Here is a 13,168-nt window from a genome sequence, read left to right on the forward strand (position 1 = left end):
TTACGGCGTGAAGAATGAGAAAACCCGGGAGCGATCTCCCGGGTTTTTTGTTCCCGACGGCGCGCTGCGCACCTTACTGAAACGCCGTCTCGCTGAAGCTGCGCAATTTGCGCGAATGGAGCCGTTCGCGCGGCATGGCGCTGAGTTTTTCCAGCGCCCGGATGCCGATTTCGAGGTGCTGGCCGACCTGCCGGTCATAGAAGGCGCTGGCCATGCCGGGCAGTTTCAGTTCGCCATGCAGCGGCTTGTCGGACACACATAGCAGCGTGCCGTAGGGCACCCGGAAGCGGAAACCGTTGGCCGCGATCGTCGCCGACTCCATGTCGAGCGCAATCGCGCGCGACTGCGAGAACCGCTGCACCGGCTCGCGGTGATCCCTCAGTTCCCAGTTGCGGTTGTCGATGGTCGCGACGGTGCCCGTGCGCATGATCTTCTTCAGTTCCCAGCCCGTCAGCCCGGTCACCTCGGCGACCGCTTGTTCGAGCGCCACCTGAACTTCAGCAAGCGGCGGGATCGGCACCCAGGTCGGCAGATCCTGGTCGAGCACATGGTCCTCGCGCACATAGCCATGCGCCAGCACGTAGTCGCCGAGTTGCTGGCTGTTCCTGAGGCCCGCGCAATGGCCGAGCATCAGCCAGGCATGCGGGCGCAGCACCGCGACATGGTCTGTGACGGTCTTCGCATTCGACGGGCCGACGCCGATATTGATCAGCGTGATGCCCGACGAATCCTTGCGCTTCAAATGGTAGGACGGCATTTGCGGCAGGCGGTCCGGGGTCGCACCGGACGTCGTGCCGCCGGGCAGCGTGACCCGGTTGCCGGGCTCGACGAAGGCGTCATATCCGCCGCCGCCATCGGCCATCGTCTTGCGGGCAAGCTCGCAGAACGCGTCGACATAGAACTGGTAGTTCGTGAACAGCACGAAATTCTGGAAATGCTCGGCGGCGGTGGCCGAATAGTGTCGCAGCCGGTGCAGCGAATAGTCGATGCGCGGCGCGGTAAACGGCGCCAGCGGATGGTCGTGTCCCGGACGCGCCTCGAATGTGCCATTGACGATGGCATCGTCGGTGATGGCGAGGTCCGGCACGTCGAACAGGTCGCGCAAGGGGCGGGCGATGTGTTCGCCCCACGGGCCGGAGAGCCCGGCATCGTCGGCAAAGGCGAAGTGCAGCGGGATCGGCACCGCCGATTGGCCGACTTCGACCGGCGTGCCGTGATTGTGCAGAAGCTGGCCGATCTGCTCTATCAGGTAGCGACGGAACAGGTCCGGCCGCGTGATCGTGGTCGAATAGTGTCCCGGCCCCGGCACGAAACCATAGGCGAGGCGGGAATCGAGCCGGGAGTGGGTATCAACCCCAAGGCGGATCTCGGGGTAGGTGGCGCGGATCCGCTTCAAGGGCGCGTCGCCGGCCGCAAGCGCCGCAAAGCGCCGACGCAGATGGTCCGTGCTCTGGATGTAAAGCTCGGTGAGCCGGTCGACGGCGGCAACCGCATCGGTGAAGTGCTCCGGTTCGATCCGGGCCGGCATGTCGATATCGGCAAGGTCGAGGCCCGGCTGGTTCCGGTTCATCACGGCATCCTTTCGTTTGCGGCGGCAGAATCGGACAGCGCCGACCGACGCCACCGCTATCCAACCGTAAGCGCTCGACGGGCAGGGTCAAAGGAAAAGCGGCGGGGGCGAGGTTGATGCGCTGAGGAGTGAGCGGTCATTCCGCGCCGGCAATCAGAACAGCGGTGCCTCGCGCGATGACCATTGCTGCGTCGGCGGGCATGCCGGGTGCAATCCGGTGGTCGTAGAGCATGCGCAACGCGCCCGTATCCAGTGGGGAGGGCGTCGTGCGCGTGCTTCGTCTGGACAGGACTGAGTCGGCGAGCGCGTTCGTTTCTTTCAATCCCAGAGCCCCGAGGAGCGCCGCGTTGAGGCATTTGTCGTCAAATCCCTCTTCGATGAAGATGTGCGACACATAGAATTTGCCTTCCGCAGCGCCCTTGCGGAAATAGGCGACATGGGATGCGCAGGAAGCGCCGGTTATGTGGTGGTATTTCGCTCGCCGGATTGCTCACTGGCTGTGGTTGCGGTTGCGCATCAGCTTGTTGAGCAGTGAAATGAGGTCTTTCCGCGTCCCGTAGTGGATCGTGATGTCTGACGCCTTGAGGCCGAATTTGAACGTGAAGGGAAGATTGCCTTCCAGATTTCTGGCCGCGTCGACGATCCTGGTGAAATAGGCCGGCGGCGTTCCGCCACGGTCGGGATTGTAGAGTGGCTTCGCCTCGACGAAGATCCTGACCCGTTTCTGATCCCATTTCTTTGCGAAATTGCCGGCCACGCAGACACCCTCGCTGTTGCGTGCGACGCAAAGCTTGGCCACGTTCTCGAAGTGCTCGATGAGCTGCTCTTCTTTCAGGTCGTTGGTTTTTTCGTAGAACAGGGACGACGGGGTGAGGAGGATAGCTGCTGCAGCCAAAGCGGATGCGATGTAGTAAACCCAGATGATCGTCGGTATCGGGGTTTTCGGCGGCGCCTCCCATCGTCCTCGGGTCTCGACCGGCGGCCGCATGACCCCGGGGTGAGGGTTCTTCGGAAATTCATGATCTCTTGGCGAACGACGACCGTTCGACGATCGGTTTTCGTTCGGTGGGATATATGCACCACCCCACAAGGCTTTTCGGTCAGGTTCTCTGGGGCGGTCTTGACGGGACATCGTATCGGCAACTGACAATCGAACTTCTACAAAGCTTGCGCGGTCGATCAGCCCGCGCAGGCCCTAATGTCGGGAGAGTAGCGCAACTGAAACGCGAAAGGCGAGCCTGCCCGATGACGCGGAAGGGGAAAACATCGCGCCCTGTTCGGTCGTGACCTTGGCGAGGCAGGCTCAGACCTGGCCGTCGCTGACGCCCTTGCCGATCAGATGATCGAGCGGGATGCGGCAGAAACCTTGCGGCGGGATGCCGAGCGCGCTGTTGAACTTCGCCGACATGTTCTGGAACGCGATAAGGCCGGTTAGCTCGACCATGCCGTCATCGTCGAAATGCTCTCTGACAGCGGCGAAGACCGCGTCGTCGATGGCATCCGGTGCGAGCGTGACGGCCTCGGTGTAGGCGAGCACGGCCTTTTCGCGTGTGCTGAAAAGCTCGCTCTCGCGCCAGCCGGCGAGCGCCTCGACCTTTTCCTCGCTCACGCCGCGCTTCATCAGCGTTGCCGAGTTGATGTCGACGCAGAAGCGGCAGCCATTGAGTTGCGAGACCCGCACGGTGACCAGAGAACGCAGTGCCGGCTCCACCGGCGAGCCGCCCCGGTCGATCATGCCGTAGAGCGTTGCCACCCCGGCGAACAGCTTCGGCGAACGCGCCCAGGTGAGCGCCGCCTCGAGCGCCTTGCCGTATTTCCGCTTCTGGTTCCAGAAGAACGGTCTGAGAAAGAACGGATAGCCGTCGAGCGGTTTTGTCGGAATGCGCATGGTTCTCGCCCTGGTTCGGAAAATGGCGCGTTTTCCGGGATTTGTCGGTCTTCGACCCGCGGGGCGGCAGTGCCGTGAGCCCGCACGGACCATTGTTGACCGGCGAGGTCGCAAGCGAAAGGCTTTTTTGTCGCAGTTCGGGTTTTCGCGAACCGGCGAAGCTTTCACAAAGATTTCGCGAACCTGTTTGAGACGGTAAACAAACCGTTGACGAATAAGAAAAATTTTCGTTCCGGGTCTTAACCGCCTCTTTACCCTGTTGGGCCAGATTAACCCTCGTAATTGCGTAGGGTATTGCGTCGCAATGAGTGTATCGCGTAAAGGGGCGCCCGCCGTGGCGCCCCGCCATCTCTCCGAAACGGCCCCTCTCGACGAGATCCTCGTCGGTGATTGTGTTGCCGAGTTGTCGAAGCTGCCGGCGGGTTCCGTCGACGTGGTCTTCGCCGACCCCCCGTATAATCTCCAGCTCGAAGGCGCGCTGCATCGCCCCGACCAGTCCAAGGTCGACGCGGTCGATGACGAATGGGACCAGTTCGAGTCCTTCGCCGCCTACGATGCCTTCACCCGCGCCTGGCTGATGGCCTGCCGTCGGGTGCTGAAGCCGACCGGCACGCTGTGGGTCATCGGCTCCTATCACAACATCTTCCGTGTCGGCACAGTCCTGCAGGACCTCGGCTACTGGATGCTCAACGACGTCGTCTGGCTGAAGTCGAACCCGATGCCGAATTTCCGCGGCAAGCGCTTCACCAACGCCCACGAGACCATGATCTGGGCCTCGCGCGACCGCGACGCCAAGGGCTACACCTTCAATTACGAAGCGTTGAAGGCGTTCAACGACGATCTGCAGATGCGCTCCGACTGGACGCTGCCGATCTGCAATGGCGGCGAACGGTTGAAAGGCGACGACGGCCAGAAGGTCCATCCGACCCAGAAGCCGGAAGCGCTGCTCTATCGGGTGCTGCTGTCCTCGACCAATCCGGGCGACGTGGTGCTCGATCCGTTCTTCGGAACCGGCACCTCGGGTGCTGTTGCCAAGAAACTCGGCCGCCACTTCATCGGCATCGAGCGCGACAAGACCTACGCCAAGGCCGCGCGCGAGCGTATCGACGCCATCGTGCCGTCGCCCGACCACGCACTCGAGATTGTCAAAGGCAAGCGCGCCGAACCGCGCGTGGCATTTGGCCGTCTGCTTGAAGAGGGCCTGCTCGAACCGGGTGCCGAACTGACCGACGCCCGCGGCCGTTTCCGCGCGGTTGTGCGCGCCGATGGCAGTCTCGATGCCGACGGCACCGTTGGCTCGATCCACAAGGTCGGCGCCGCCGTGCAAGGGTTCGACGCCTGCAACGGCTGGACCTTCTGGCACCACGACAATGGCGAGGGCCCGACCCCGATCGACGATCTGCGCGCGATTATCCGCAAGGGCATGACGCGGTAGAACTGATCGACGGTTATCGGAACGCTTGAAAAACTGGCCGTTTTTCAATTAGTTGCCACCCGCACTCCCGTCATCCCGGCCTTGAGCCGGGATCCATTGCCCGTTTCGGCGCGGTATGCCGGTGCGGTTGGGGTTGGCTCAATCGCCACCCACGACCGTCATCCTCCGGCTTGACCGGAGGATCGTTCTCAACGCGGGCAGGGCCCAATGGCAGGTACGCAATCGCCCGCCCGCCTCGCTTCTCGCGCAAACCCGGTGGCCGTCTCTGGCCGATCCTCCGGTCAAGCCGGAGGATGACAGGAGAGATGGGTCGGAGAATGACGGGAGAGATAGGCCGGAGGGTAGCGGGGGAGCAGAATAGTCCGAGGTCGCGGCAGCCCCCGTACCAAACTCACCGCTTCCGCTTCGGATCCTGCCCGAGCCCGGCGGCGACCGCCTTGCGCATGACCGTCGGCAGGGCCTCGTCCTTCAGACAATCGATGCGCGCCCAAAAGGCGCCATCGGGCGCGGGGTGATCCGCCGCGACGTCGGCCCGGTAGACCGTCAATTCCAGATGAAAATGCGTGAAGGTGTGGCGCACCGTGCCGCTCATGGCTTTCCAGCTTGCCGTAAACGGAACGGAGAGCATGTCGGGCAGCTCGTCATCGCTCTTTTCCGCCCATTCATTGCCCGGAACTTCGGTCATGCCGCCCAGCAATCCCTTCGGTGGGCGGCGGCGCAGCAGGATTTCCCTTCCTGCCCGTACCGCAACGAAGGCCGCGCCATGCCGGGTCGGCTTTTTCTTCTTCTCGGCCCTGAGCGGGTAGATCTTCGGGGATCCTTCCGCCCGCGCCTCGCACGCCTCCATCCACGGACAGAGCGCGCAGGCCGGCCGCTTGGTGCAGATCGTTGCGCCGAGATCCATCATCGCTTGCGCGAAGTCGCCGGGCCGCGCGTCGGGTGTGAGCAAGGAAGCCTTGGCGCGGATCGCCGGCTTTGACTGCGGCAGCGGCTCGGGAATGGCGAAAAGTCGTGAGACGACGCGCTCCACATTGCCGTCGACCACGGTCGCGGGACGGTCTAAGGCGATCGCGGCGATCGCCGCCGCCGTGTAGGGGCCGATGCCGGGCAGTCCGCGCAGACCGTCTTCGGTGTCGGGGAAGACCCCGCCATGCTCTTCGGCAACAACTCTGGCACAGGCCACGAGATTGCGCGCCCGGCTGTAATAGCCGAGCCCGGCCCAGGCCGCCATCACCTCGGCCTCGTCGGCAGCCGCAAGGTCGGAGAGCGTCGGCCAGCGGGAGAGAAAGTTCTCGAAATAGGGCTTCACCGCCTGCACGGTCGTCTGCTGCAGCATGATTTCCGACAGCCAGACGTGATACGGCACGACGCGCATTCCGCTGGCTCGCGCTTTCGGTCCGACCCGCCAGGGCAGGGTGCGCGCATGCCGGTCGTACCAGGCAAGCAGGTCAGCCGGCTCCGGCCATGCCGTGTCCGCTCGATCCTTCGGCTCGCGCTTGATGCCCTTGTCCATGATCGTGTCTTGGCGCGGCGGGCACCCGAAGACAAGATGACACGCGAATTTTATCGCTTTCGCATGACCTCCCCCTTGCGCGCCGCAGCCTGCGACGCGAAAACGAGAGCCAACGAGTTTCGGAGACCAGGCCGTGGCATCGGATCAGCGCGCCAGATCGGGCAAGAAGCAGCAGTGGCAGAACCGCCGCCCGCAGCCGCTTGCCGATCTCATCGGCGCGGCGCTGACGCCGCTCTGCCGCCGCCGCGGTTTCGCCACCGCCGATCTGGTCACCGCCTGGTCCGATATCGTCGGCGAGCGCTACGCCGACACCACGCAGGCGGAAAAGCTGATCTGGCCGCGCAATGGCGAGGATGACGGCGACGACTATGCTTCGGCGACGCTGGTGGTGCGCTGCGAGGGGCCGACGGCGCTCTTTCTGCAGCATGACGCGCCGCAGATCATCGAACGCATCAACGTCTTTCTCGGCTGGGCCGCCATCGGCCGCCTCAAGATCATCCAGCGCCCGCTGGTCCACCGTGCAGTGACGAAGCCGAAGCCGCTCCGCCCGCTGACAGCGGATGAGGAGCGCGAGCTGGCCGCTTCGCTGTCGGGTGTCGACAACCCGCACCTGAAGGCTGCTCTGGAGCGCCTCGGCCGGGCCGTGCAGGGGACTCAGCCGAAATAGCATTGGCGGCATGCGCAAGATTGCCATATTTGGTCGGCCACATTCTGCGGAACGACCTTGGAAAACGGCACCGGGTTCAGGGGCGGTGCGAAAAACACCTGGGGAGGGGCATCAAAGGGCCCATCCCACCAAGCGGTAAGAGAGGAAGTGAACGTGAAAACGACCCGTCGCGTCTTTGTGAATGGTATCGGCGCAGCAGCGCTCAGCGCCGGTCTGGCCGGCGGCATCGGGCTTGGCGCCGTCGCGCCGGCGGCCGCTGAAAGCTACGACCTCGACAAGCTGATGAAGGCCGGCCCGCTCGGTGAGCAGTCGATCGGCGATGAAAACGCACCCGTAACCGTCATCGAATACGCCTCGCTGACCTGCGGACACTGCGCCAACTTCCACACCCAGACCTTCCCGGAAATCAAGAAGAAGTACGTCGAGACCGGCAAGGTCCGCTTCATCTTCCGCGAATTCCCGTTCGATCCGCGCGCGACCGCCGGCTTCATGTTGTCCCGCTGCGCCCCGAGCGACCGCTACTTCGACATGCTGGGACTGCTGTTTTCCCAGATGGCCGACTGGGCCTTCACCAACGAACCCGTCAAAGTTCTCTTCAACCTGTCCAAGCAGGTTGGTTTTACACAGGAGACCTTCAACGCCTGCTTGACGAATCAGGAACTTCTCGACGGAGTAAGCTGGGTGCGGGACTACGCGGCCAAGGAATTCGAAGTGAATTCCACCCCGACCTTTTTCATTAACGGCCAGAAACAGGTGGGAGCGCTCACCGTTGAGGAGATGTCGAAACTCCTGGATGAAGCACTGGGGGGCTAGCGGTAACGCCGCCAACCCGCTCCCCCGGCGCGTCCGCGCGCGCCGGGAGGGCCGTCCATGAGATTTTCCAAGCTCCGCTTGCTCGGCTTCAAATCCTTCGTCGAACCGACCGATTTCGTCATCGAATCCGGCCTGACCGGCGTTGTCGGCCCGAATGGCTGCGGCAAGTCCAACCTCGTCGAGGCGCTGCGCTGGGTGATGGGCGAAAGCTCGTACAAGGCGATGCGCGCGTCCGGCATGGACGACGTCATCTTCGGCGGCTCGCATAACCGCCCGGCGCGCAACACGGCGGAAGTGACCGTGATGCTGGAACGCGCCGACGGGCGCGTGCCGAGCGGACTTCCCGACGCCGAAATCCTCGAAATCACCCGCCGCATCGAGCGCGAAGCCGGCTCCGTCTACAAGATCAACGGCAAGGACGTGCGCGCCCGCGATGTCCAGCTGCTGTTCGCCGACGCTTCGACCGGCGCCCGCTCGCCGGCGATGGTGCGTCAGGGCCAGATCGGCGAGCTGATCGCGGCAAAACCGACCTCGCGGCGCGCGATCCTCGAAGAGGCCGCCGGCATTTCCGGTTTGCACACCCGCCGCCACGAGGCAGAACTGCGCCTGCGCGCCGCCGAACAGAACCTCGACCGCCTCGAGGATGTGCTCGGCGAGCTTGGTTCGCAGCTCGATGGGCTGAAACGCCAGGCCCGTCAGGCGACCCGCTACCGCACGCTTTCAGCTGAAATCCGCAAGGCCGACGCGACGATCCTTTATCTGCGCTGGATGCAGGCGAAAAAGGCCGTTGGCGAGGCTGAGCAGGCGCTTGCCGCCGAAGCCAAACGCGTTGCCGAGCAGGCCGAGGTGCAGGCACGCACCGCCAAGGACCAGGCCGTCGCCGCGCACGAACTGACCGCGCGCCGCGAAGCCGAGGCCAAGGCCTCCGCCGCCTTGCAGCGCCTTCGTCTGGCGCTTGGCGAACTCGACGCCGAAGACGCCCGCATCAAGGAGCGCATCGCCGATCTCGGCCGCCGGCTTGAGCAGTTCGCCGCCGATGTCGGCCGCGAGGAACGGCTTATCGCCGACAATCGCGAGGCGCTGGCGCGTCTCGGCGAAGAAGAAAAGGCCCTGAACTCGGATGAGGCGACGGCCCGTGACAAGGGCGCGGAGGCGACCGCCGCGCTGCAGGCCGCCGAGCAGCAGCTTACAGCGTCCGAAAAGCAGTTTTCCGACCTGACTGAGGAATCCGCACAACTGACCGCGCGTCGCGGGCATCTCCAGCGCACTATTCGTGATGCCGAAACCCGCATCGAGCGGCTGAAAGGGCAGGTCGCCGATATCGAGCGTGATCTTGCCGGTCTGGCCGACGCGCTCGCTCGCGAAACCGGCGTTGCCGAAAAGCAGGCCGCCGTCGAGGCAGCACAGGCGCAGGTCGGCGAGGCGGAAGCCGCTGCAGACGCCGCCGAACACCGTATCGATGCCGCCCGCGAGGCCGAAGCCGCCGCCCGAGCGCCGGTCAGCGACGCGGAAAAGCAATTGAACGCGATCGAGGCCGAAGCTGCCGCGCTGGAACGGCTTTTGGCGCAGGGCATGGGCGGCCGCTGGCGACCGATCGTCGAGGCGATGCGGGTGCGGTCCGGCTATGAAAAGGCGCTCGGCGCGGCGCTTGGCGCCGATCTCGAGGCGCCGACCGATGACGAGGCACCGATCCACTGGACCGATACCGGCACAGGCGATGGCGACCCGGCCTTGCCTGCCGGCGCGACGCCGTTGAGCGACTATGTCGAAGCGCCCGCCGCCCTGCGTCGCCGGTTGCGCCAGATCGGTCTGGTCGAGGCCGCCGAAGGCGAGCGGCTGCATGCCGACCTTGCGCCCGGCCAACGGCTGGTGACGAAGGATGGCCGCGTCTGGCGCTGGGACGGGCTGGTTGCGTCCGCCGACGCGCCGAGCGCGGCCGCCGAACGGCTGGCGCAGAAGAACCGGCTTGAGGAGCTGCGCGCCGAGGGAGACGACGCGGGGCGTGAGCTTGCCCGCCACCGTGCGGCCCACGAGGACACCAAAACCGCTCTGCAGCAGGCAAGCGAGGCCGAGCGCGCCGCGCGTGAAGCGCTTCGCCAGAGCCGCCATGCAGCGGACGCCGCGCGTGACGCGCTGAGCCGGGCGGAAAAGGCGATGGGCGAACTGGTCGCCCGCCGCAGTGCGCTTGAGGAAGCCCGCCTGCGTCTGGCATCGAGCCTGGAAGAAGCCGAAACGGCGCATCGCGAGGCCGTTGCGGCGCTGGCCGAGCTGCCGCCGCTTGAAGGCACCGAACAGCGCCTTGCCGCGACCCGCCTCAGCGTGCAGGAGCAGCGCGCCGCCGTCGCCGAGGCCCGATCTGTGGTCAATGGTCTGGCGCGCGAGGGGGACATCCGTCGCGCCCGCTTGCAGGCAATCGCCGCTGAACGCCGCAGCTGGACGAGCCGCGCGGAAAGCGCAGAACACCAGATCGCCACCCTGCGCGAACGCAAGGGCGAGGCGGAGGCCGAACTCGCGGCGATCCGCGAGACGCCAGACACCATCGACACACGTCGCAAGGCGCTGTTCCGCGAGGTCGAAGGCGCCGAAACAAACCGCGCCGCCGCCGCCGATGCGCTTGCCGAAAGTGAACGCCGTCAGGTCGAGGTTGACCGGCAGGCAAAGGATGCGCTGGCCGATCTGTCCTCCTGCCGCGAGGCCCGCGCCCGCGCCGAGGAAAGGCTCAACGCCGCCCGCGAGCGCGTGACCGATGCGGTCGAGCGCATCGACGAGACGCTCGAATGCAAGCCTGAAGAGGCTGCCGAACTTGCCGAACTGAAGCCGGGCGCCGAACCGCCCGACGTCAATGCCGTCGAAACCCGGCTCGACCGGCTCCGCCAGGAACGCGACCGCCTCGGCGGCGTCAATCTGCGTGCCGAGGAGGAGGCGAGGGAAGTCGCCGAGCGCCGCGACGTGCTGGTGACGGAACGCGATGACCTCGTCGAGGCGATCAAGCGTCTGCGCCAGGGCATCTACAGCCTCAATCGCGAGGCCCGCGAGCGGCTGGTAGCGGCCTTTGACCGCGTCAACGCCCATTTCCAGGAGCTGTTCACCCATCTCTTCGGCGGTGGCACGGCCGAGTTGCAGCTCGTCGATTCCGATGATCCGCTGGAAGCCGGTCTCGAAATCGTCGCCCGCCCGCCGGGCAAGAAACCGCAGACCATGACGCTTCTGTCGGGCGGCGAGCAGGCGCTGACGGCGATGGCGCTGATCTTCGCGGTGTTCCTGACCAACCCGGCGCCGATCTGCGTTCTCGATGAGGTCGACGCGCCGCTCGACGATGCCAACGTCGAACGCTACTGCAATCTGCTCGATGAGATGTCGCGGCGAACTGATACGCGCTTCGTCATCGTCACCCACAACCCGATCACCATGGCGCGGATGAACCGTCTGTTCGGCGTCACCATGTCCGAGCGCGGCGTGTCGCAACTCGTCTCCGTCGATCTGGCGACCGCCGAGCAGTATCGCGAAGTCGGATAACCGCGCAGGCCGTTTTTCTCCGAATCGGCAGGGCTTTTCGTCCCGCTGATTTCGCGATGCATCGGCATTTGACGCCGACGAATACAAAGACTCGGTGCGTCTTTCCTGCAACTCGGTCGCGCATGCGGCGAAGGTCGGATTGCCGCAGAGCCCGTTCAAACGGGAAAATCAATGAAAAATCATAATGTTGACCTGGGAAAGCCTTTCCTTGACAGTCTCGCGGCCCGCAACTATTGTGCGGCCGAATTCGGGGCTGTATCAGGCCGCGCTTGGTCTTTTTGTGCGCGGGAGGGGTGATGATCGACACTCGCTCACCGGCTGGAAAAGAAAGCGAAGGGGCTTCCGAGCCCTCCGAGCAGGAATTGGCGCAACGCCTTGCGCGGCTGGAAAAGTCGCTGGAAGCGCAGCGTCCGAAGGAACAAAAACGCCGGACGGCGGGAAGCGAAGCGAATGCCTACGGGCAGGCTTTCCGGTTATCGGCGGAGTTCGTTGCAGGTATCGGCGTCGGCGCCGCTCTTGGATGGGGCATTGACCGATGGTTCGAGACCTCGCCGTTGGGGTTGATCGTTTTCCTCCTCCTCGGTTTCGCAGCGGGCGTATTGAATGTGCTGCGCGCCGCCGGACTGGCCCCTGAGCCGGGCTCGGCAAGCGGGCAGGATGGGCAGCAAAGTTCGGAGCAGAAGCGCTCCGGCAATGAAAAGTGAGGGGCGGACCCGGTGGCGAACGATCCGATCCATCAGTTCCAGATCAGCAAGTGGGTCCCTATCGAGGTCGGCGGCGTCGATTTCTCGTTTACGAACTCCTCCTTCTTCATGGTCGCGACCGTTGCGGTCGCCTCCCTGTTCCTGATCCTTTCGACGAGCGGGCGTGGCCTGGTGCCGGGCCGCTGGCAGTCGATGGCCGAAATGGCCTATGAATTCGTCGCGGACATGTTGCGAAGTTCAGCCGGAACCGCCGGCATGAAGTTCTTCCCGTTCGTGTTCTCGCTCTTCATGTTCGTGCTGATCGCCAACCTGCTCGGCATGTTTCCGTACTTCTTCACCATCACCAGCCACATCATCGTCACCTTCGCGCTGGCGATGGCGGTCATCCTGACCGTGGTGATCTATGGCTTCATGAAGAATGGCGTGAGCTTCCTGAAGCTCTTCGTACCGAGCGGCGTGCCCGCCCTGCTGATCCCGCTGGTGACGCTGATCGAGATCATCTCGTTCCTGTCGCGCCCGATCAGCCTCTCGGTTCGTCTCTTCGCCAACATGCTTGCCGGCCACATCACGCTGAAAGTGTTCGCCGGCTTTATCGTTTCGCTTAGCGCCTTTGGCGCGGTCGGCGTCGCCGGCTCGATCCTGCCGCTTGCCATGACCGTGGCGCTGACGGCTCTCGAGTTTCTGGTCGCCTTCCTTCAGGCGTATGTCTTCGCTGTTCTGACGTGCATGTATCTCAACGATGCGATACATCCGAGCCACTAGGAACAGGTCGAGTTAACGGTTCAACCCAACAACGTATTCAGTTCAACCAAGGAGCATCTCAATGGAAGCGGAAGCTGCGAAGTTCATCGGCGCCGGTATTGCCTGCCTCGGCATGGGTGGCGCGGGCATCGGTCTCGGCACCATTTTCGGTAACTACCTGGCCGGCGCTCTGCGCAATCCTTCGGCCGCTGATGGCCAGTTCGGCCGTCTCATCTTCGGCTTCGCCGTGACTGAAGCGCTGGGCATCTTCTCGCTGCTCGTCGCGCTCATCCTGCTGTTCGCGTAATCCCTTTACGCGAG

Annotated in this window: 12 protein-coding genes; 7 read left to right on the plus strand and 5 right to left on the minus strand. The window is 64.4% G+C overall.

Annotated elements, in window-relative coordinates:
- Positions 1-73 precede the first annotated feature (73 nt).
- The 4 genes from C0606_16025 to C0606_16040 all read right to left on the minus strand — a co-directional run bounded on the left by C0606_16025 (position 74) and on the right by C0606_16040 (position 3,458).
- Entirely contained in the window at positions 74-1,528 is a 1,455-nt protein-coding gene (locus C0606_16025) for an AMP nucleosidase (protein PLX36384.1), read from the minus strand.
- A gap of 178 nt (positions 1,529-1,706) precedes the next feature.
- Positions 1,707-1,964, minus strand: coding sequence for a hypothetical protein (locus tag C0606_16030; GenBank protein ID PLX36208.1), 258 nt, complete (start codon positions 1,962-1,964; stop codon positions 1,707-1,709).
- Between the two features lie 96 nt (positions 1,965-2,060).
- Positions 2,061-2,558, minus strand: a complete 498-nt coding sequence (locus C0606_16035; GenBank protein PLX36209.1) for a hypothetical protein — start codon at positions 2,556-2,558, stop codon at positions 2,061-2,063.
- A gap of 315 nt (positions 2,559-2,873) precedes the next feature.
- A complete protein-coding gene (locus C0606_16040; protein PLX36210.1) occupies positions 2,874-3,458 on the minus strand; it encodes a carboxymuconolactone decarboxylase family protein in 585 nt (194 codons plus the stop codon).
- Positions 3,459-3,762: 304 nt separating this feature from the next.
- Between C0606_16040 and C0606_16045 the strand changes: the two genes are divergently transcribed.
- Entirely contained in the window at positions 3,763-4,893 is a 1,131-nt protein-coding gene (locus tag C0606_16045; protein ID PLX36211.1) for a modification methylase, read from the plus strand.
- A gap of 391 nt (positions 4,894-5,284) precedes the next feature.
- Here the strand turns inward: C0606_16045 and mutY are convergent, their stop codons facing one another.
- A complete protein-coding gene (mutY, locus tag C0606_16050; GenBank protein ID PLX36212.1) occupies positions 5,285-6,406 on the minus strand; it encodes an A/G-specific adenine glycosylase in 1,122 nt (373 codons plus the stop codon).
- A 133-nt stretch (positions 6,407-6,539) separates the two neighbouring features.
- Here mutY and C0606_16055 point away from each other — a divergent pair, with 133 nt between their 5' ends.
- From C0606_16055 to C0606_16080, 6 genes are all read left to right on the plus strand, one after another.
- The gene (locus tag C0606_16055) at positions 6,540-7,073 is read left to right on the plus strand and encodes a DUF721 domain-containing protein (protein PLX36213.1); all 534 of its coding nucleotides are present in this window, start codon (positions 6,540-6,542) and stop codon (positions 7,071-7,073) included.
- Between the two features lie 282 nt (positions 7,074-7,355).
- On the plus strand, positions 7,356-7,886 hold the full coding sequence (locus C0606_16060; protein ID PLX36385.1) for a disulfide bond formation protein DsbA: 531 nt from the start codon (positions 7,356-7,358) through the stop codon (positions 7,884-7,886).
- A gap of 57 nt (positions 7,887-7,943) precedes the next feature.
- The gene (locus C0606_16065; protein ID PLX36214.1) at positions 7,944-11,402 is read left to right on the plus strand and encodes a chromosome segregation protein SMC; all 3,459 of its coding nucleotides are present in this window, start codon (positions 7,944-7,946) and stop codon (positions 11,400-11,402) included.
- Positions 11,403-11,698: 296 nt separating this feature from the next.
- Positions 11,699-12,106 carry a hypothetical protein gene (locus C0606_16070; protein ID PLX36215.1) on the plus strand — a complete coding sequence of 136 codons (408 nt, stop codon included), beginning with the start codon at positions 11,699-11,701 and terminating at the stop codon, positions 12,104-12,106.
- A 12-nt stretch (positions 12,107-12,118) separates the two neighbouring features.
- Entirely contained in the window at positions 12,119-12,868 is a 750-nt protein-coding gene (locus C0606_16075; GenBank protein PLX36216.1) for a F0F1 ATP synthase subunit A, read from the plus strand.
- Between the two features lie 61 nt (positions 12,869-12,929).
- Positions 12,930-13,154, plus strand: a complete 225-nt coding sequence (locus C0606_16080) for an ATP F0F1 synthase subunit C (GenBank protein PLX36217.1) — start codon at positions 12,930-12,932, stop codon at positions 13,152-13,154.
- Positions 13,155-13,168 lie beyond the last annotated feature (14 nt).

The sequence above is a fragment of the Hyphomicrobiales bacterium genome, from assembly GCA_002869065.1.
Lineage (GTDB): Bacteria > Pseudomonadota > Alphaproteobacteria > Rhizobiales > Rhodobiaceae > Rhodobium.

Excerpts from the sequence above, each read along its gene's own strand:
- C0606_16045 (PLX36211.1), top strand. The coding sequence starts at position 3,763 with ATGAGTGTATCGCGTAAAGGGGCGCCCGCCGTGGCGCCCCGCCATCTC.
- C0606_16040 (PLX36210.1), bottom strand. The coding sequence starts at position 3,458 with ATGCGCATTCCGACAAAACCGCTCGACGGCTATCCGTTCTTTCTCAGA.
- C0606_16025 (PLX36384.1), bottom strand. The coding sequence starts at position 1,528 with ATGCCGGCCCGGATCGAACCGGAGCACTTCACCGATGCGGTTGCCGCC.
- C0606_16060 (PLX36385.1), top strand. The coding sequence starts at position 7,356 with ATGAAGGCCGGCCCGCTCGGTGAGCAGTCGATCGGCGATGAAAACGCA.
- C0606_16035 (PLX36209.1), bottom strand. The coding sequence starts at position 2,558 with ATGCGGCCGCCGGTCGAGACCCGAGGACGATGGGAGGCGCCGCCGAAA.
- C0606_16065 (PLX36214.1), top strand. The coding sequence starts at position 7,944 with ATGAGATTTTCCAAGCTCCGCTTGCTCGGCTTCAAATCCTTCGTCGAA.
- mutY (PLX36212.1), bottom strand. The coding sequence starts at position 6,406 with ATGGACAAGGGCATCAAGCGCGAGCCGAAGGATCGAGCGGACACGGCA.
- C0606_16070 (PLX36215.1), top strand. The coding sequence starts at position 11,699 with ATGATCGACACTCGCTCACCGGCTGGAAAAGAAAGCGAAGGGGCTTCC.
- C0606_16080 (PLX36217.1), top strand. The coding sequence starts at position 12,930 with ATGGAAGCGGAAGCTGCGAAGTTCATCGGCGCCGGTATTGCCTGCCTC.